The 20,178-nt window shown below is 41.2% G+C and carries 16 protein-coding genes; 11 read left to right on the top strand and 5 right to left on the bottom strand.

The window, feature by feature from the left end; translation table 11 throughout:
• Window positions 1-8: 8 nt before the first annotated feature.
• Together B4U84_RS15500 and B4U84_RS15495 are read right to left on the bottom strand one after the other, a co-directional pair.
• Window positions 9-401, bottom strand: coding sequence for a DUF6745 domain-containing protein (locus tag B4U84_RS15500; protein ID WP_242677646.1), 393 nt, complete (start codon window positions 399-401; stop codon window positions 9-11).
• A complete protein-coding gene (locus tag B4U84_RS15495; RefSeq protein ID WP_131119260.1) occupies window positions 401-742 on the bottom strand; it encodes a DUF8820 family protein in 342 nt (113 codons plus the stop codon). Before B4U84_RS15495 ends, B4U84_RS15500 begins: the two co-directional genes overlap by 1 nt.
• A 321-nt stretch (window positions 743-1,063) precedes the next feature.
• On the opposite strand from B4U84_RS15495, the gene B4U84_RS15490 reads away from it, so the two are divergent.
• The 8 genes from B4U84_RS15490 to B4U84_RS15455 all read left to right on the top strand — a co-directional run bounded on the left by B4U84_RS15490 (window position 1,064) and on the right by B4U84_RS15455 (window position 12,543).
• A complete protein-coding gene (locus tag B4U84_RS15490) occupies window positions 1,064-2,257 on the top strand; it encodes a TPM domain-containing protein (protein ID WP_131119258.1) in 1,194 nt (397 codons plus the stop codon).
• A 5-nt stretch (window positions 2,258-2,262) separates the two neighbouring features.
• The gene (locus B4U84_RS15485; RefSeq protein ID WP_131119256.1) at window positions 2,263-3,036 is read left to right on the top strand and encodes a LemA family protein; all 774 of its coding nucleotides are present in this window, start codon (window positions 2,263-2,265) and stop codon (window positions 3,034-3,036) included.
• 275 nt (window positions 3,037-3,311) lie between these two features.
• The gene (gene atpD / locus B4U84_RS15480) at window positions 3,312-4,760 is read left to right on the top strand and encodes a F0F1 ATP synthase subunit beta (RefSeq protein WP_017310042.1); all 1,449 of its coding nucleotides are present in this window, start codon (window positions 3,312-3,314) and stop codon (window positions 4,758-4,760) included.
• 115 nt (window positions 4,761-4,875) lie between these two features.
• The gene (gene atpC, locus B4U84_RS15475) at window positions 4,876-5,289 is read left to right on the top strand and encodes an ATP synthase F1 subunit epsilon (RefSeq protein WP_017310043.1); all 414 of its coding nucleotides are present in this window, start codon (window positions 4,876-4,878) and stop codon (window positions 5,287-5,289) included.
• Window positions 5,290-5,555: 266 nt separating this feature from the next.
• Window positions 5,556-5,987, top strand: coding sequence for a hypothetical protein (locus B4U84_RS15470; protein ID WP_131119254.1), 432 nt, complete (start codon window positions 5,556-5,558; stop codon window positions 5,985-5,987).
• An 11-nt stretch (window positions 5,988-5,998) separates the two neighbouring features.
• Window positions 5,999-8,698, top strand: coding sequence for a P-loop ATPase, Sll1717 family (locus tag B4U84_RS15465; RefSeq protein WP_242677645.1), 2,700 nt, complete (start codon window positions 5,999-6,001; stop codon window positions 8,696-8,698).
• A gap of 196 nt (window positions 8,699-8,894) precedes the next feature.
• Window positions 8,895-11,090, top strand: a complete 2,196-nt coding sequence (locus B4U84_RS15460) for an SPFH domain-containing protein (protein ID WP_131119250.1) — start codon at window positions 8,895-8,897, stop codon at window positions 11,088-11,090.
• Window positions 11,091-11,283: 193 nt separating this feature from the next.
• Window positions 11,284-12,543, top strand: coding sequence for a serine/threonine-protein kinase (locus tag B4U84_RS15455; RefSeq protein ID WP_131119248.1), 1,260 nt, complete (start codon window positions 11,284-11,286; stop codon window positions 12,541-12,543).
• A gap of 28 nt (window positions 12,544-12,571) precedes the next feature.
• Here B4U84_RS15455 and B4U84_RS15450 read toward each other — a convergent pair whose 3' ends face one another.
• The gene (locus tag B4U84_RS15450; RefSeq protein WP_016860032.1) at window positions 12,572-12,877 is read right to left on the bottom strand and encodes a 30S ribosomal protein PSRP-3; all 306 of its coding nucleotides are present in this window, start codon (window positions 12,875-12,877) and stop codon (window positions 12,572-12,574) included.
• A gap of 300 nt (window positions 12,878-13,177) precedes the next feature.
• Between B4U84_RS15450 and B4U84_RS15440 the strand changes: the two genes are divergently transcribed.
• Window positions 13,178-13,960: a TIGR01548 family HAD-type hydrolase gene (locus B4U84_RS15440; RefSeq protein WP_207390957.1), complete on the top strand. Its 783-nt coding sequence runs from the start codon at window positions 13,178-13,180 to the stop codon at window positions 13,958-13,960.
• A 163-nt stretch (window positions 13,961-14,123) separates the two neighbouring features.
• On the opposite strand, the gene B4U84_RS15435 is transcribed toward B4U84_RS15440, so the two are convergent.
• Window positions 14,124-15,068 carry an NAD(P)-dependent alcohol dehydrogenase gene (locus B4U84_RS15435; RefSeq protein WP_131119242.1) on the bottom strand — a complete coding sequence of 315 codons (945 nt, stop codon included), beginning with the start codon at window positions 15,066-15,068 and terminating at the stop codon, window positions 14,124-14,126.
• Between the two features lie 216 nt (window positions 15,069-15,284).
• Here B4U84_RS15435 and B4U84_RS15430 point away from each other — a divergent pair, with 216 nt between their 5' ends.
• Both B4U84_RS15430 and recG read left to right on the top strand, forming a co-directional pair.
• A complete protein-coding gene (locus B4U84_RS15430; RefSeq protein WP_131119240.1) occupies window positions 15,285-16,253 on the top strand; it encodes a hypothetical protein in 969 nt (322 codons plus the stop codon).
• Between the two features lie 133 nt (window positions 16,254-16,386).
• Window positions 16,387-18,918, top strand: coding sequence for an ATP-dependent DNA helicase RecG (gene recG, locus B4U84_RS15425; protein ID WP_131119238.1), 2,532 nt, complete (start codon window positions 16,387-16,389; stop codon window positions 18,916-18,918).
• Window positions 18,919-18,923: 5 nt separating this feature from the next.
• Here recG and B4U84_RS15420 read toward each other — a convergent pair whose 3' ends face one another.
• Complete coding sequence (locus B4U84_RS15420; RefSeq protein WP_131119236.1) at window positions 18,924-19,343, bottom strand: lysozyme inhibitor LprI family protein; 420 nt, start codon at window positions 19,341-19,343, stop codon at window positions 18,924-18,926.
• Between the last annotated feature and the right edge of the window lie 835 nt (window positions 19,344-20,178).

The following is a 20,178-nucleotide window of genomic DNA, read 5'->3' as shown; positions in this document are numbered from 1 at the left end:
TCTAATAGTCAGGCTTCAATCAGAGGGTGATAGTCATCTGGGTTATCAAACCCAGCAATCCAGGCTGCTGCTTGATGACAAGTCTGCATATAGGGGGGAACACGTAGGATGTGAATGTGCTTTGTGGAGGGACAAATCACCTTCAACACCATCAGGGCTTCATCATCATCGAAAGGAATGTAGATGAGTTGACGTTCTCCTCCTGCATCTTGATCGCGATCGCGTATTAACCCTCCCACTTGCTGTAAAAATTTTTCGTATCCCAGACGCTCAAGCAGCAGGCGACGCAACTCAACATTTTCTGTATTGAGGATATCTTGTCCGGTTATGGACTGGGTTTCAAATGGGCGCTGCTTTACTGGTTTCTTCGGCACACGCCCTTTCGACATCAAACTCAGCATTAATCCTCCACTTCCACGTAAGCATCAGGGTGGTATTCACGTTGTCTCCAAACACGGTAAAAACCCTGTGGTATTTCAATTGCTCGATGCTCTTCATGAACCAAAGTTGCACCTGTTTGTTTCACCTCCAGAAAAAGCTCACTACCATTTACCCATAACTGCACAGCATTAGATGGCTGGATACGATGAGTGTGTCCTGTGACTTCACCATGAGCAAGAATAGAACCTACATGCTTTTGGGCAAGATTAGGTATAGTCGCAACACGTCTAATCAAAACATCACCATGTCTGTAAAGAACATTAGCTGAATTAACTGGAGAGTTTTTGCTGTGATTCAGCATATCTATTATTAGTATTAGTATTAGTATTAGAATTTAAAATTTCAACTTTTGAAAACTCATTATAGTACAAAAATACCAAAAAAGAAATAATTACCCACACTTGTTAATATTTTGCAACTAATAGCTGAAGATTTGCATGATCTATAAAGTCAGATGAGACATAAAATAGAACTAGAAGTATGTGAAACAAATGATTTGATTAGTTAGTAAAATATTAATAATTGTTCTGTTAATCAAGAATTAATCATAGAACAAAACCATAACAGAAGCTGATTTTACTCAAATTTAACTCCAGAAAATGTTCTACTGGAGGCTAAAGCAATGAAATTAAATTTTCTGAAACCAAAACGTATTTTCTGGGTGAGTTTATTTTCCTTGGGTATACTTGTTTCTCCACTTTCCAGCTTGGCTGTGACTGTCCAAGAAGTACCTAACCCTCGTCAAACAAATGGTGGTTGGGTAAGTGATCTGGCAGGAATTCTTAGCGATCGCACAGAAAGCCAAATCAATCAGATGATTTCGGAATTAGAGGCAAAAAATGGCACGGAAATGGCAGTGGTGACAGTGCCAGAAACTGCACCTGCAAGTACTCCGAAAAAATTTGCCACTGAATTGTTTAATAATTGGGGAATTGGCAAGAAAGGACAGGATAATGGTGTTTTGTTTTTGATTTCAGTAGGCGATCGCCGCGTAGAAATTGAGACTGGTTATGGTGTAGAAGCAATTTTGCCTGATGCGAAAGTCGGCAATATCATCGATACCCAAATCATCCCACAATTTAAAAAAGGAGATTTTCAAGCGGGGACACTGGCGGGAACAAAAGCCCTAGTACTCGTTTTAAACTCTGATCGTCCATCCTCTGGAAATCAGGTAATTCCCAACCAGAAAACTTCCCCGAATATACAAGCAAATTCCGATGATGGTTTGCTTTGGGGAGTACTTTTTACTGGTGGAATGATTGTAGTGCTGACAGGAACAGTTGCTTATTTGGCACGTCCTCGTAAAGTTTTGATTGCACCAGAAGGACGTACACGCAGAAGTAAGGGACATTACATGTTTTTGTGTGCTGATTGCCAACAACCGATGGCAAAAGTAGACGACACTACTATTGATTCTTATCTCAGTAAACCAGAAAAAACAGCACAAGAAATTGGTAGTGTCAAATTTGAAGGTTGGAGATGTGCCAATTGCAGCGACAAGCTAACTGGTAATGGCTTACACATTGTCGCTCAAGAATCTGATTCATCTCGATTTCAGAAATGTCCTAATTGTCAAGAGTTAACCGTCACCCGTACTCAAACTACTGTCAGAGCAGCTACAGAATATGATTATGGCGAACGACTAATTATCGATGAGTGCCACAATTGTGCTTATCGCAACGAAAAAGAGGAAATCATTCCTTGTTTACCTCCGTCTTCTGTCGTAAGTTTTGGTAGTGGTAATTCCAGTGGTGGGGGTGGTGGTGACTTTGGTGGTGGAAGTAGCGGTGGTGGTGGTGCTGGTAGTAACTGGTGAATACTATGAATAATCCACAGAAGAAAATTCCTGAAGAAATTGCCCCGGAGGTGCTAGAGTTAGCCTCGCGCTACGGAGCCAATCACACCCAAAGTTATTCGGTTTCGGAATTGGTAGCAGCAGGAAAGGAAGCTGATATTCCCGCCGAGTTTATTCAGCAAGCTATCCAAGATGTGCAAGCAAAGCATAAACAGCAGCAAGAACAACAAAAGCGACTAGTGTATCTACGCCAAAGACTATTGCTAGCTGGTGTTGGGATAGTAGCAGCATTAACTATTTGGTGTGGCTGGACTTACAACTCTCTTCAAAGCAGTAACACTAAAGTTGATGCAGCTTGGGCGCAAGTGGAAAATCAACTGCAACGACGTGCTGATCTGATTCCCAACCTTGTGAACGTGACAAAAGCCTATGCTAAACAGGAAAAAGAGTTAGTCTCTTTGTTGGTGCGATCGCGTCAGGCTTATTTACAAGCAATTACCCCTAATCAAAAAGCTGCTGCAACAGTACAAATCAATCAAGCGATCGACAGTTTTCGTGATTATGCAGTTGCTCATCCCCAATTGCAATCAAGCCAATTATTTACCAACCTTCAGTACGAGTTAACAGGTACTGAAAATCGCCTCGCGATCGAGCGGATGCGCTATAACCAAGCAGTGCAAGCATATAATCAAAAAGTTCAGAGTTTTCCTAACTCACTCGTTGCTAATACTTTTGGGTTTGAGAAAAAGGAATTTTTTCAAGCGACAAATACCGACGTTCCCAACGTTCCCAGCCAATAAATTATTTAGAGACGCAGTCCCAATCAAAAAATTTCACTAGCCTTGCATGAAAATAGGATTCCTCCTACATCCCTACACCCTTTTTAGTCTCTTGACCAAATCTAAATGCCCCTGCTGTGATCCTAACCTGGCTAACTCACTGATCACCCCAACCTTAATAATGAATTTATGCCAAATTATGGCGTCGTTCAGTGCTACTCTGGAAAATGACATAGCTTAAATTTAAGTCTCTTACGACCCGATCTGAAATATAGCTTCAATCACATAGACTCAGCATGGTCACCACAGCAGAAAAAACAAACATTGGTTACATTACCCAAATCATTGGGCCGGTTGTAGACGTAAAATTCCCTAGCGGAAAAATGCCACCAATCTACAACGCTTTGCAAGTCTCTGGCACTAACGAAGCTGGACAGAAAATCGCAATTACCTGCGAAGTACAGCAACTGCTTGGTGACAACCAGGTGCGGGCTGTGGCGATGACTTCTACTGATGGCTTAGTACGTGGTATGGAAGCTGTCGATACTGGCGCTCCCATTAGCGTACCTGTTGGTAAAGCCACCCTGGGTCGGATTTTCAACGTCCTGGGCGAACCTGTAGATAATCAAGGGCCTGTCAACAGCGAAGATAAATTACCCATCCACCGCGCTGCTCCCAAACTCACCGAACTGGAAACCAAACCTTCGGTGTTTGAGACTGGGATTAAAGTTGTTGATCTGCTGACTCCCTACCGTCGTGGCGGTAAGATTGGTCTGTTCGGTGGTGCAGGCGTTGGCAAAACCGTGATCATGATGGAGTTGATTAACAACATCGCGACTCAACACGGTGGTGTGTCTGTATTCGCGGGTGTGGGTGAACGCACTCGTGAGGGCAATGACCTCTACAATGAAATGATCGAATCTGGGGTGATCAACAAAGATAACCTCAACGAATCTAAAATTGCTCTCGTTTACGGTCAGATGAACGAACCACCCGGAGCAAGAATGCGTGTCGGTCTGTCTGGTTTGACCATGGCAGAATACTTCCGGGATGTAAACAAGCAAGACGTACTTTTGTTTATCGATAACATCTTCCGTTTCGTCCAAGCTGGTTCCGAAGTATCAGCACTGTTAGGACGGATGCCTTCTGCGGTAGGATATCAGCCGACATTGGGTACAGATGTGGGTGAACTGCAAGAGCGCATCACTTCTACCAACGAAGGTTCTATCACCTCTATTCAAGCTGTGTACGTACCTGCGGACGACTTGACTGACCCCGCACCCGCTACTACCTTTGCTCACTTGGATGGAACCACTGTATTGTCTCGTGGTTTGGCTGCTAAAGGAATTTATCCGGCGGTAGATCCTCTGGGTTCCACTTCCACCATGTTGCAGCCTAACATTGTTGGTGATGAACACTACAACACCGCTCGTGCTGTACAATCAACTCTACAACGTTATAAGGAACTGCAAGACATTATTGCTATCCTTGGTTTGGATGAATTGTCTGAAGATGACCGTCTGGTTGTGGCACGGGCCCGCAAAGTAGAACGCTTTTTGTCTCAGCCGTTCTTCGTCGCTGAAGTATTCACCGGTTCTCCTGGTAAATACGTAAAGTTGGAAGACACGATCAAAGGCTTCAACATGATTTTGTCTGGTGAGTTGGACGAACTGCCAGAACAAGCATTCTACATGGTCGGCAGCATTGACGAAGCCGTTGCTAAAGCTGAAAAACTCAAAGGCTAAAAACTAGTCAATAGTCCAGAGTCAATAGTCCATAGTCCAATACTATTAACTATTGACTATGGATCATTGACCATTGACTATTGACCATTGACTATTGACTATTGACCATTGACATATGCCATTAACCGTTCGTGTAATTTCCCCAGACAAAACAATCTGGGATGCTCCTGCTGAAGAAGTAATTTTGCCCAGTACTACTGGTCAGCTAGGTATCCTCTCTGGACACGCACCATTATTAACAGCTTTGGATACTGGTGTGATGCGAGTACGTTCTAGTAAAAATCAAGGCTGGACACCGATTGCTCTTCTAGGTGGATTTGCTGAAGTTGAAGAAGATGAAGTGACCATTTTGGTCAATGGTGCAGAACGTGGCGACAAAATTGACCTTGAAGAAGCTCGTACTGCTTTTAACGAAGCACAAGCCCGTTTAGGTCAAGTGAAAGAAGGCGATCGCCAAGGTCAAATCCAAGCCAATCAAGCCTTTAAACGCGCCCGCGCTCGTTTTCAAGCTGCTGGTGGCATGGTATAATTAAAAACCCGGTTTCGAGCAGGAACCGGGTTTTTAGTTAAGTATTAGATTTTATATAAAATTAATATAATCTAGGGTCAATGTAAAATTTTTACTCTTATTCTAAATGGCTGTGGTTCTTATTTCATAATAAGTACTTATGCAAAATTAATTAGACATTTTTTATTCTGTATCCTTGATTTGCCAAACCAAAGAGACAAACGAGATATATAAATAATTTTGCCTAATTACTTACCTATAAGAATCAAACCCATTTTTATTTGAGTATGGAAGATTACCAAGCAGCTTTTCTAGATCGTCATATTGATACTGAAGCATTACATAAATCTGGAAGAAAAATAGCTGCTATGCACTTTGGTGGCGTGACTATTGAGTGCCTCCTAAAGTCAATGATTTTTGCCACTTTACCGAAGAAAGCAAATCGGGAATGGAAGACAGACTCTAATAATCCCGGACATACTACCACCAATCCAGGGCATAGCTACATTGAGGCTCTGAAACGACACAATCGCCTCAAATCTAGAGTTGAGAAGTTTCCGGAAGTGATGACATGGATAAACGAGGTTGAGAATCCTAACCAAAATTTCATCGATATGCGCTATTGTTGCAGTGAGCCTGATGATGCAAGCTACAAAAGGTGGTTAGATAAATATCAGCGCCTCAAAGACTGGTTACACAAGCAAGCCTCTTCACTGTAAGGAGGATGAAAATGCAGCAAACTTGGCAAGGATCACTCAAGCAGCGAATTACAGAAGTATATATAAAAAATCCGCATGAGTGGCTTGAAATGAATATTTCGACGTCCGGCTTGCTGAATTTGAGCATTGTGAGCGATCGCTTTGTTGGTTTATCCATACCTCAGCGCAAAGAGCAAGTGCTAAGTTTACTGCAACCACAAGTTCCTCATTTATCGCCAGGTTTTCTCTCTCTATATACGATTCAAGAAGCAGAATCACTAAATATTTCGCGTCCACAAGTTGTTAATGGAGCTTCAGTATACACTTGGCAAGATTTAGCTCTACACGCAGCAAATCCTCAAAATCAATCTCAAGTTAACCAGCGTGAACCGCATGTACCTAGAACGGTAACATTTTATTCCTTTAAAGGAGGAGTCGGTCGAACAACTGCATTAACTCATGTTGCTTGGATTCTAGCGATGCGCGGTCGTAAAGTTGTGGCTGTTGATTTAGATTTAGAAGCACCTGGTTTGAGTACAGCATTCAACTTAAATCCACAACCAAGCTATGGAATTGTTGACTATTTCTATGAACGTTCGTACTTACCGGAAGGTAGTAATCCTAGTATTTCAATTGCTCAAATATTTGGCGAAGTGAGAATACCTAACGCCACAGGCAGATTATTTGTTGTTCCTGCTGGTTCTCTAAACTTGGATTATATTTCTAAAGTTGATGATCTACGAGCTACTACTGTTATTGATAGTGGTGAAAATCTTTGGTCTATTTTTAGTCGTGAAATTCAAGAACAGTTGAAACCTGATATTCTTTTGGTTGATTCACGAACAGGAATTAATCAATGGGGAGCTTTTTCATTACTACAAGCTGCTGATGAAGTTATTGTATTTTTATTTCCTAATGAGCAAAATCGACAAGGAATTGATTTACTTCTACAATCACTTCAATTCTTAAAAAATATATCAATAAATTTTGTTTTTACTCCAGTCCCAGATGTTACTGAAACTGGGATGGCTAAAGTCAGAAAGATTTGGAAGGGCTTGTATGAAAAGATTAATCATACAACCGATGAAAACGATGAAAGTAATGAAGATGAAACTAATGGTAGTGAACCAGATTTAGAAGAGTCTCAATCTGAACTCTCAGAGCCATTAGTAGTTCCTTATCTTTCGCCCATTGCTTTGGCGGATAACTATCCTGTACCAGCATTAGTAGATTATTACACTCGAATTGCTAATTTAATCGATGAAGAAACGGATGAACTAAAACGAAAAACTGTTTTAAATAGCACAGATAGTCGCTGGGATATTATTGAAAGCCTTCAATTTCCTGAAGTAAATGCTGCTGATCAAAAGCAACCTCTCAGTCTACTATTTCAACGCACTACTGATTTTGACAGGTTTTTAGATGATACTACTTGTCTAATTAGAGGTCGTAAAGGAACAGGCAAAACGGCTCTTTATTGGCTTCTACTAAAACACTATGACGTTGCTCAACATTTGGCTCGTAGCCGATTAGATAATACAGTTTGTTTGTCATCTCATGGTAGATTTAACGATAGTCGGCCATCTCGTGATGAATTTCGAGTCATTAATCACGAATTACAAGAGAATGGAGGCTCATGGGAAGCTTTTTGGAGAGCTTATTTGCTTCTGAGAGCATTTCAAAGAAAATATTTTAGTTTTCCTAAAGGTAAACAAGGTCAAAAATTTAGTGATTTAAAACCAATAATAAATAATCTGTTGCTTGAAAAATGGCAGTATGAACACACTCAAGCATTACTACAATTATCTACTGATTCTCGTTTACAACTTATAGTTAAGGATGCAATAGATATTGTTAATGAAAAAGCGAGAAATCAATCTCAAATGCTTTGGTTCCTTTATGATGATTTAGATGAAGATTTCCCTGAACAAGGAGAGGTTAGACAAAAAGCCTTAACAGGTTTATTCCAATTTTTGCAGTCTTGTGATGCGCGTCGATTGACAGCAATTAAATTTAAAATATTTTTAAGAGAAGATATTTGGAATCGCCTCAGTTTTGATAATAAAAGTCATTTTAATGGACGTGATATTCTCTTACAATGGACTAGAATTGACTTTCTGCGATTAGCACTACGACAAGCAATTCAATCAGAAAAATTTAAAAACTTGGTTGATCGATTTTCTCCTATTGAAAGTATTGATCAAGCCAATGAAGAAGCTATTGATCGAGCCTTAGAATTACTTTGGGGAAGTCGTCGAAGAAGTGGTAATAAAGCTAAGTATGTATCTCGATGGGTCTATGAACGCTTAACTGACTCAAGTGGTACTACGTTTCCTCGAAGTTTGAGCATATTGCTTAAAGGAGCAAAAGAACAAGAGTTAAGCTACAAAGGACAATCCTCAATTAAATCGCCTACAGACCGTTTACTTCGAGCAACATCTTTGGAAATTGGATTGAAGAAAGCATCAGAAGAACGCTGTGATGCGATTAAAGAGGAATATCCTCATTTGAGTCAATTCTTTGACTCTCTGAAGGATGTCTCAGCTCTTTTGTCAAGAGAAGAATTGCAAAATATATGGCATAGATCAGCACAGGATATATTACAATTTGACGATTTTGCGGATTTTCTGAGCGAAATTGGTCTTGCTGAATGGCGTGAAAAGGAGCAACGCTATAAATTTGCAGACATTTATGTATATGGTTTGGGAATGATTCGCAAGGGTACGGTGTAGCAAAACCTTTAATCTTCTTTCTATAAACTGGGTTTTTAGATATCGACCATCGTGCAAAATGATGCACACCGAGAAATTTTGCGTGTACTTTTGGTTATTAGTAAACTTTTGTCAAAATTAGGACAAGTTTAAGAAATTCGGGGAAACCTAAATGGAGTGATAACTTAGATAATTAGTTGCCCAGAGGGGCAAATATATGGAAGGCTCACAAGATTCCTCTAATCAAAGTCAACAAAAGCACAATAAGATACTTCGTTTCGCAGCATCTGTAATTACAACTTTGACTTTAGCCGGTAGCATTCATACTGCGATCGCTAATCCGATTAACAAAACAACTACCCAAGAATTCGCCTCAGTCCCAACCCAAATTCAGCAAACACAACCAAAAACCGTTCAACTTTCAGAAATATCACCTTGGGGAGTTATTCCCATTATTGTTGTAGGTGGTGTTGTGATTTTTGTCCCCCTGTTTTTTGGCGGACTGGTTGTGATCGGTGAACGAGAAGTTGGGGTTGTGATTAAAAAATTTACGATTTCTGGACGTGGACTTCCCGCCGGACGCTTAATCGCGATGAATGGTGAAGCTGGTTTTCAAGCTGATACTCTGGCTCCTGGTTGGCACTGGGGCTATTGGCCTTGGCAATACTCGGTGAAAAAAGAGTCAGTAGTCGCCATTCCCCAAGGTGAAATTGCTCTGATTGTAGCCGAGGATGGCACACATACACCACCGGAACGTATTTTGGGCAAGGTTGTAGAATGTGATAATTTCCAAGACGCTCGAAAATTCCTGACTCATGGCGGGGAAAAAGGGCGACAAATGGGTTTTCTCACAGCTGGTACTTACCGAATCAACACCGCCCTATTTAAGATCATCACAGCAGCTAACGCCAGCAAACATGGCATGAGTCCAGAACAGTTGCGGGTGTATAGTGTAGCTGGAGACAAAGTTGGTATCGTTACAACCCTAGATGGTCTTCCGATTCCTGGCGGTGAAATTGCTGGCCCGGTAATCGCTGCTCACGATAACTTCCAAAATGGACAAAGATTTATTGATGGTGGTGGACGCCGGGGTTTGCAAGAACAGATTTTGCTTTCTGGTTCTTGGAACTTGAATCCTTGGTTTGTCCAAGTTGAGCAAGTACCGATGACAGAAATTCCCATTGGTTATGTGGGTGTAGTGATTTCGTTCGTTGGTAAAGCGCACGAAGATGTGAGTGGTGCAGCTTTTACCCACGGGAATTTAGTCAATCAAGGACACAAAGGTGTTTGGGTAGAACCCCTGTATCCAGGTAAGCACCCAGTAAATAGTCGCGTTATGAAGATTGAATTAGTGCCAACAACCAATATTGTTTTAAATTGGTCGGTTCGCACCGAACGCCATAATTATGATGCCAAACTTGACTCTTTAACAGTACGTTCCAAAGACGGGTTTGCTTTTGACTTGGAAATTGCCCAAATTATTCACGTTGGTGCTTTGGACGCTCCCAAGGTGATTTCTCGTGTGGGTTCGATGCAGAATTTAGTAGACCATGTATTGGAACCAACGATTGGGAACTATTTCCGCAACTCAGCCCAAGATTACACCGTATTAGATTTCTTGAGCGCCCGTAGTGAACGCCAAGCAGAAGCCGCCGATTATATTAGAGTAGCGCTGCGGGCTTATGATGTACAGGCGATCGATACCTTGATTGGTGATATTCAGCCGCCTGCAACGTTAATGCAAACGCAAACAGACCGAAAAATTGCCGAAGAACAACGTAAAACTTTTGAAGTTCAGCAGCAGGCGCAAACTCAAAGACAGCAACTGGTAAGGGAAACAGCTTTGGCTGATATCCAACAAGACATGGTGAAGTCTGAGCAGGGTGTAAAAATTGCTGAACTCAAAGCCCAAGCTGATATTCAGCAAGAAGCGGTAAAATCTGAGCAAGGCGTGAAAATTGCCGAACTCAAAGCGAATGCTAAAGTTAAGGAAACCACAGGGGAAGCCCAAGCGATTCGTTTAAGAGCCGACGCCGAAGCTCAATCTCTACGACTCAAAAGCCTTGCTGAAGCCGAAGCTATCCGTGCTACTGGTAACGCCAAAGCCGAAGCTTACCGTGCTGGGGTGGAAGCTTTAGGTTCACGGGGTTACACAGCTATGCAACTGATGCAAATTATTGGCGATCGCCACGTCCGCCTCATCCCTGATGTCTTAGTTGGCGGTAATAATAGTACTAGCAACGGTTTGGTAGATGGGTTACTTTCAATGATTCTCTGGAATCAAACAACTAAACCAGGTGAAATCATATCACCGTTGCAACCGAAACCACCAGTTACCGAAGCAGAACCAGTTCAACCAAATGGGAATTCACCCGTGGTTGTGGATTTTCCCTTGGATGGGAATATTGGTTAGTTCGTAGTGAGCGTTTTAACGCTCAGTTTTAAGCACTGAAGTGTTTACTACGAACTAAACCAAAAATAGTTGTCCTGTGATTTAAAAATAGTGTTATACCATTTCACGTTAATAGCGATACATATGAATCTTGTACCAGACGTAGCATTGCTACGTCTCTACACACCTGTATTTGTATCAAGATTTTTGTGAAATGGTATTACTACACGAACGCCATCGCTTAATTAAACAAATTGGTCAAGGGGGAGATTGTCAAACTTTTATTGCTGTAGATGAAGGTCAATCTCTCCCATTTTTTTGTGTTGTCCAACAATTTGCTAAACAAGACTATACACCTGAAACTTTTGGACAAACAGCACAGCGATTAGAGGAATTGGGCAAACATCCACAAATTCCCAAAGTCATATCATATTTTGCTGAAAATGATCATTTTTATTTAGTACAAGAGTTGATTGAGGGTAAAAATTTAGCTGCGTTGGTAGAAGAACAAGGAGCTTTTAATGAGACTCAAATTTGGCAACTTTTAGAAAGTTTGTTGCCTGTGATCAAATTTATTAGCGATCGCTATGTGATTCACTGTGATATTAAACCAGAAAATATTATTTTGGGGTCTTCTGGTAGGTTCACAAAAGAGAATCTATTTTTAGTTGATTTTAGTACCGCGAAATTACTCTCAGAACAGCAAATTTCAGCAGCAAAAAGCTTGGTTAGTCCAGAATATGCTGCACCAGAACAAATACAAGGTCATGCTGTTTTTGCCAGTGATCTTTATAGTTTGGGTGTAACCTGTATTTACTTACTCACCCATATTTCCCCTTTTGATTTATTTGATATTGCCAATAATTGCTGGATTTGGCAACAATATTTAACCGTGAAAGTGAGCGATCGCTTAGTTAAAATTCTTGACAAGTTGATAGAGATTGATCTATCTCATCGCTTTCAATCAGCTGATGAAGTCATGCAAGCATTGGGTATTTATTTGCCTCAAAATCAACTACTTGCTAGTGCTAGTTTTGACAGAACAATTCGTCTGTGGGATTTGTCTTCGCTTCACACGCAAACCCATAAAAAAATTGAAAACTGCCCATGCTACAGCCTTTCGGGTCATGCATGGGCAGTTTTGACAGTCGCCTTCAGTCCCGACGGTAAAATCTTGGCAACTGGTAGCGATGATAACACTATCAAATTGTGGGATGTAAATACTGGTCAGGTAATTCACACACTACTAGGCCATTCTTGGTCTGTTCTAGCAGTAGCTTTTAGCGCTGATGGCGAAACGCTAATTAGTGGGAGTAGAGACAATACACTCAAGTTTTGGAGAGTCTGTACAGGAGAACAAATTGCTACTCTCACTGGACATGTGGATTCAGTAACTACTGTTGTTGTCAACCCTGTTGCACAAATAATTGTAAGTGGCAGCAGGGATAAAACGATCAAGCTATGGCAGCTTTAACAACAGCAAAGTGGTTAATCTCGCAGTACTAGGCGCTACCTGTGAAAGCAACATCGGGAAATTTCCCTTGCGCTTCTGACATCGGGCGGTTTCTACCTTCCTCTTGCCAGTAGTTGATAACTTCGGTAGCTTTATTGAGTAACTCTACCCGATCTACCTCAGTAATCCAATGTTTTGACTCTAGCTCTTTTTTGAGTTCTTCCCAGGCGTCATTTCTGGGCCAGAAAAAGTACTTTGTCAAAGGACTAGTACCTTTACCTACCACCTGATCAACAGCCAAGGCGACGTTTTCATCTAACCACAAAATTTTCAAAATGAACTTTGACAATCGCACCTCCGCGAAATTTCCGGGCAATACTTACTAACAACAGCGATCGCTTATTCTATCGCAATCCTTGCCAGGTGGACAAATTGAATGAGGAGATTGGGGATTGGGGATCGGGGATCGGGGAAAGGGGATCGGGGAAAGGGGAATAGGGACAAGGGGGACAAGGGGGACAAGGGAGCAGGGAGTGTGGGGAGACTTGTCAGTTATCAGTTATCAGTTATCAGTTATCAAATTAAACTGTTAACTGATTCATGCCCAATGCCCAATGCCCAATGCCCAATGACAAATGACAAATGACAAATGACTATGAACACAATTGTAATTTTTGATATTGATGGTGTTGTGCGCGATGTGAGTGGTTCTTATCGTCGCGCGATCGCGGATACGGTGGAAAATTTTACTCAAGGTGAGTATCGTCCTACACCGCTTGATATTGACAAGTTAAAGTCTGAAGGAATTTGGAATAATGATTGGGAAGCATCCCAAGAGTTAATCTGTCGGTATTTTGAAGCTCAAGGACAGTCCCGCGAACAATTGGGATTGGACTACAAAAATATTGTTGCTTTTTTTCAAGCTCGTTATCGAGGTACTGATCCGGAAAATTTTACTGGCTATATTTGTGATGAACCTTTATTGTTGAGTCCTAGCTATCTCGAACAACTGACTTTAGCTGGTATTGCTTGGGGATTTTTCAGTGGTGCGACTCGTGGTTCTGCTAACTACGTTTTGCAAGGTCGCCTGGGTTTACAATCTCCGGTATTAATTGCTATGGAAGATGCACCAGGAAAACCAGATCCAACGGGACTTTTCGCTACTGTTCGCCTATTGGAAGATAGTATTGACAAATCGTCATTAATAGTATACATCGGAGATACGGTAGCTGACATGTATACAGTAGAAAGAGCGCGTCAGACATCGCTCCAACCCGAAAAAACTTGGATTGGCGTGGGTGTACTACCGCCACATGTCCAGGAAACAACTGCACGACGTGATGCTTATGCTGAGACTCTGCGCCAAGCAGGAGCAGCTATTATTTTGAATAATGTCCAGGAACTCACCCCAGCAAGGATTTTAGAATTAATATCGTGAAGAGCTATTTTCAGAGGTGCGTTAGCTTGCGGCATAACGCACCCTACTGTCGTGTCAAGGCTAAAATAGTGCATTAATAAACCGCAGAGGCGCAGAGAACACAGAGATAGAATCAGAGATTTATTGCATCATTTTAGCCTTGACAGTCCACTACTTGTGAATTTTATGTTATGGCGATCACAATTTTGCCTACAGCGCGTTCACTTTCGCTATAAGCATGAGCTGTGGCTATTTCTTGGAGGGAATAGGTGCGATCAATCACTGTACGGAGTTTACCGGCTTCAATCAATTCTTTGAGATAAACTAAATCTTGAGCTTTGGGTGATTCCAGCACCAATTTAGCTTTTTTCCCAGGGATAAATATTGTTACAATTCCCGGCAGAATATTTTCCGGGGTGGGTAGGGTAGTCACGTAAATTCCGTTAGGCTTTAATACTTTTTTGCAATCAGAAAAAGACCGCTTTCCAACTGCGTCAAAAATAATATCGTATTGCACTGGTTCTTGAGTGAAATCTTGCTGCGTGTAATCGATGACGTGATCTGCTCCTAAAGATTTCACCAAGTCTAGGTTTTTCGTACTGCAAACACCAGTCACTTCTGCACCCAGTATCTTGGCAATTTGTACCGCGAAAGTACCCACTCCACCAGAAGCACCATTAATTAAAACAGCTTGTCCTGGTTTAATGTTGCCTTGGTCTCGCAGTCCTTGTAAAGCAGTCAGTCCAGCGAGGGGTATAGAAGCTGCTTCTGTGTAGCTGATGTTTGTGGGTTTGAGAGCTGCACAATTTTCGGAAATTGCTACAAATTCGGCGTAAGCACCTGCACTTGGTAGTTTGAGAGTACCGTAAATTGAATCTCCGATTGTGAAGCGTGTCACATTAGAACCAACTTCCACAACTTCACCTGCCAAATCAAATCCCAAAATTATTGGGAATTTATTGCCTGTGACAATTTTTAACATTCCCTTACGGATTTTCCAATCAGCAGGGTTAATACAACTGGCGTGAACTTTCACAAGTAATTCGTCAGCTTTAATTGTTGGTGGTGCGACATCTTCGTATTGCAACACATCAGCAGAACCATACCGATGAATGACAGCTGCTTTCATCCTCTTTACTCCCGGTATGCGAATTATAAATTCACTGCATTCAGTCTAGTTAATTATTGTTCAGTCAAACAACTTCCTTTAGAGAGGGCTTCTGACCATTGACCAACAACCAGCAAAATCAAGCTAAAATTTAAAGTCTTTAAGACAATTATCCTAAAATATAAGCGTACTTTTGTACTATTATGTTTGGTTTGCAATGGGCAATCAGTAGAGACTATGGCGAGACCAATCGAGCGAATTGAACGGGATCTTGCAGCTTTAGAAGAGGCGATCGCCGCGATCGCTAAAGAACTCCAATCCACTTATACTAGTTATTTAAACACTTTGGGGAAAGCTGTACAGCAGCAGTTGATTCTAGCAGCTTATCACTTGTGTACTCAAGGATATTCGGAAAGCTTTCTCAAATTAAGCTTGAATCAGCGACAAAATTTGCAGCAGTCGATCCGTAAGCTAGGTAAACTGTCAACTGAACAGTTACTAGCTCTAGTAAATGGTGAGGAACAAAAGCAACAACAGCCGCAGGACGAGGAAAACGACAAACTCCTAGAATGGAATCAGGATCATCCTGAAATTATTTCTTTACAACAGACAACTGACGATGAAAGTGAGCTAGAGGAAGAAGAACAAGAACAAGAAGAAGAAGAGGAACAAGAAGAAGAAGAACAACAAGAACAAGAGGAACAAGAAGAAGAAGATACAAATTTCTCCTCTTTAGCTACTTATCCAACTTTCCCCACTTCTGCAAACCCCATAGAACTAGCAAAATGGCAACAGTTCCTAGAGAGAGCTACACAATATACTCTCAAAAGGATTTCTCATGAGGCTAATGTCCTCCTACAAAAAGCCAAAATCTTACCTCAAAAATTGCCAGAACCGATTTTAGAAGCAATGGGTTCGGAAGCATCTGCTGAACTTGTACCAAGTCCACCCAATCTAATGAGCTTGGTGATCGAAATTGAAAATAATCAACAATCAGAAGAGTCTGGTTTGACTCAGTTCATGGCTATTAACCTGCGTCTTGTCGAAATTGAATTTGCGGACACCAAACTTTCATCTGAGCGCAAACAGATTCGCAATATTTTAGCCCAATTGAATAAACTAGGGTTAGAGTATCAAAAAAGACTGCGGGAACTTTCAGTAGCCGAAGCTGAAGCAGCATGGCGTGCTAGTTGGTATGAAGATTAGTTTTTTGTCATTTGTCAAAAGTCATTTGTCATTTGTTTAAAACCAATAACCAATGACCAATAACCAATGACCATTGTACAGACGCGATTTATCGCGTCTCTACCAATAACCAATAACCAATGACCAATAACCAATGACTATCGACAAACCAGACTGGATAAGATTGCAAAAAGCCCTAGCAATAGAAGAAGAACAGGGGTTTATTGATTTGGTGGGTAGACAATACCGCTTCAGCGAGTTTCTTACCTTAACTTTTGGCAAATTTCCTGCTAACTTACCAAATAATGAACGTCGCCGATGGCAAGAACTGGCGGCTCAATTTTCTAATTATCCAAATCTGGGACTTGAAGATAGAAAAAACTTAATATTGGAGACTAGTAATTATCTTTATCAACTCGAACAGCAGGAACAGGAGACGGTTACGGGGGGAGATGGGGGACAAGGAGGACAAGGAGGACAGGGGGGACAGGGAAGTAATGTTTATTCTTTGTCTTCTGGTGCTAAGTCTAAAAAACCCAATCCTAAATCTCCAGTTGTCGCTGAGGTAAGTCGCACTCTGGCGCCAAAGCTGGAACAGAAATTAAAGGATTTACCAGAAATTGGATTACGCAAGGCGGAAAAGCTAGCACGTCTTGGTTTGTATACTGTGCGTGACTTGCTGTTTTACTATCCCCGCGATCATATTGATTATGCGCGTCAGGTGAGTATTAGTGAATTAGATGCTGGTGAGACGGTGACGCTCGTGGCGGCGGTGAAAAGTTGCAATTGTCGTACTAGCCAAAAGAATCAAAAATTAACAATTTTAGAACTGGTACTGCGGGATAATACTGGCAAGATTAAAATTAGCCGTTTTTTTGCGGGTACGCGTTTTAGTAGTCGGGCTTGGCAAGAAAGTTTAAAACGTCGCTATCCGGTTGGTAGTATTGTGGCGGCGTGTGGGTTGGTAAAAGGAACTAAATATGGTCTAACTCTAGAAGACCCAGAGCTAGAAGTTTTGGCTAATCCGGGTGATACGATTGAGTCATTAACTATCGGGCGAGTTGTGCCTGTTTATGCTCTGACTGAAGGGGTAGGTGCGGATTTGGTGCGACAAGCGATGATTGCTGCTTTACCAACTGCGGCGCATCTGAAAGATCCTCTACCCAGTGGTTTAAGAGGGAAATATGGGTTGATGGAATTGAAAGATGCGATCGCCAATATCCATTACCCTTCAGATAGCGATAGTTTACAACATGCCCGTCGTCGCCTTGTCTTTGATGAATTTTTTTACCTGCAATTAGGTTTACTGCAACGTCAGCAACAAGCAAAGCAAATTCAAACTAGCGCTGTGCTTGCATCTAGAGGTGAATTATTAGAACAATTTTATCAAATATTGCCTTTTAAATTAACTAACGCCCAGCAACGTGTGATCAATGAAATTCTCAACGATTTGCAAAAGCCAGTTCCGATGAATCGTCTGGTACAGGGTGATGTTGGTTCTGGGAAAACAATAGTCGGTGTAATTGCGATTCTGGCTGCAATTCAATCTGGGTATCAAGCAGCACTGATGGCTCCGACGGAAGTATTAGCAGAACAACATTATCGTAAGTTAGTGAGCTGGTTTAACTTACTATATTTACCAGTAGAACTACTGACAGGTTCGACAAAAACTGCAAAACGGCGACAAATTCACGCTCAGTTAGAAACAGGAGAATTACCTCTGTTAGTGGGAACTCATGCTTTAATTCAAGACCCTGTAAATTTCCATCGTTTGGGTTTAGTGGTAATTGATGAACAACACCGTTTTGGCGTGGAACAACGAGCGAAGTTACAGCAAAAAGGTGAACAACCTCATGTATTAACGATGACAGCTACACCTATTCCCCGGACGCTGGCGCTGACAATTCACGGCGATTTGGATGTGAGTCAAATTGATGAATTACCACCAGGACGGCAAAAAATTCAAACTACAGCTTTAACAAGTCAGGAGCGTCCCCAAGCTTACGATTTGATGCGTCGGGAAATAGTACAGGGACGACAAGTTTATGTAGTTTTACCCTTGGTGGAAGAATCAGAAAAATTGGATTTGCGATCGGCTGTTGAGGAGCATCAAAAGTTACAAGAAAGTGTGTTTCCTGAGTTTCAGGTTGGGTTGTTGCATGGTCGCATGAGTTCTGCGGAAAAAGACGAAGCAATCGGTAAATTTCGCGACAACGAAACTCAAATCTTGGTTTCCACTACTGTGATCGAAGTTGGCGTAGACGTACCCAATGCTACAGTTATGCTCATAGAAAATGCGGAGCGTTTTGGCTTGTCGCAACTGCACCAGCTACGCGGACGTGTTGGTCGAGGTGCAGCACAATCCTACTGTTTGCTCATGAGTAGTTCTAGAAGTGCTGATGCTCAACAACGGCTAAAAGTATTGGAACAGTCCCAAGACGGCTTTTTTATCTCTGAAATGGATATGCGGTTTCGTGGTCCCGGTGAAGTACTGGGGACTCGTCAATCGGGTGTGCCGGATTTTACCTTAGCAAGTTTAGTGGAAGATGAAGAAGTACTAATACTAGCGCGACAAGCTGCGGAAAAAGTTATAGAAATAGATGTAACTTTAGAGCGTTGGTATTTGATGAAGGAAGAATTAAAGTATCGATACGAGCGGTTGATGGGTGGAGCGATTTTGACTTAGGAAATTTATCTAGCTCTGAGTTGTAGATAATTTTCTAAATCTTGGGTGCGTTGTTTAGTTAGTCGTTCTAAACATGCGTTGCGAAAAATTTCGTAACCTGTCCCACCGCGAGAACCATAGACTTCAAAATCACAGATGTTATCTCGAAAGACTATCCACGCTTGTTGTCCTTTGGTTAATAGTTGCTTTGGCTCTTTTTTTATATTTACAAGGACTTTTTGGTAAGTTTGATTGAGTTTTTTGTCTGCGGCTGCGTATGATTGTTGAGAACAATACTTCAATTCTGGTGTTGTTGTTGCTTGAGAGCAGTTAATTGTTGGCTTTTGCGCGATCGCTGTGCTTGGTGTTGCTAGACTAGGAATAACCAGAACAGATAAAAATGCGATCGCACTCAAAATAAAAGCAATAAATAATCTTTTATACATATCTTGTAGATTAAAAATCAAATATTACTTGATTTATATTCATTTTATGGCGGATTGCAACTGGTGCAATATGCCAGTCATATTACTTAATTTCAAGTCAAATTATTTACTAAACTATCAGTTATCCTGATCATACAGCATCTCGTGAGAGACAAGATCCCCGACTTCTCAACAGAAGTCGGGGATCTTGGCTTTGCTCTCTCCTATATTAGAGAAAGACTATAGCTGAGGGGTTTTTGAGATAATTGATAAAGTTAAAGAATTCGGTATAACTCTTGAGATATAACTGAGCAATATTGTTTTACTGCTCTATAGCTATCTACTCAATCACCCCAGCCTATTCCGGAAACTTTCCAAAAAATTTTTTACAAGGTAATCAATTGCTGAAACTGGGTTGCTATGTGGATTCTGATTCCCAACCCATTGAATTCCTTGAATACAAATATTCAAGTATGAAATGTAAACAAATATAAATTTTTTTGAGAAGTGACATAAATCATTTGAAAATTATAGACGCAAAGTTAAGCCAAGATTAACAAATGGAAGCTGGGAGCATCGCAATTTTTTTTAACTGCTAAGGGTTTAAACCCTTAGCTAATAGCACAAGTCGTCTTCAGAGGACTTAAATAAATCAAACAGTCTGCTTCAGCAGACTTGAACTATGAGACTGTGATTTCAATCGCAGGCGGGTTTTTTAAACATTTGGGATGCTCCCTGGAAACTAGGAGAATCAACAAAAGCAAATAAATTGTCTGATTTATTTTACTCTTGAAAAATAAAAAATAGTAAATTTACTTCCTGTCACCAAAGTAATAAAAATAGGGATAATAAAGTC

The organism is Westiellopsis prolifica IICB1 (genome assembly GCF_004323185.1).
Taxonomy (GTDB): Bacteria; Cyanobacteriota; Cyanobacteriia; order Cyanobacteriales; family Nostocaceae; genus Pelatocladus; species Pelatocladus prolificus_A.
This window is presented reverse-complemented; position numbering and strand designations above follow the sequence as displayed.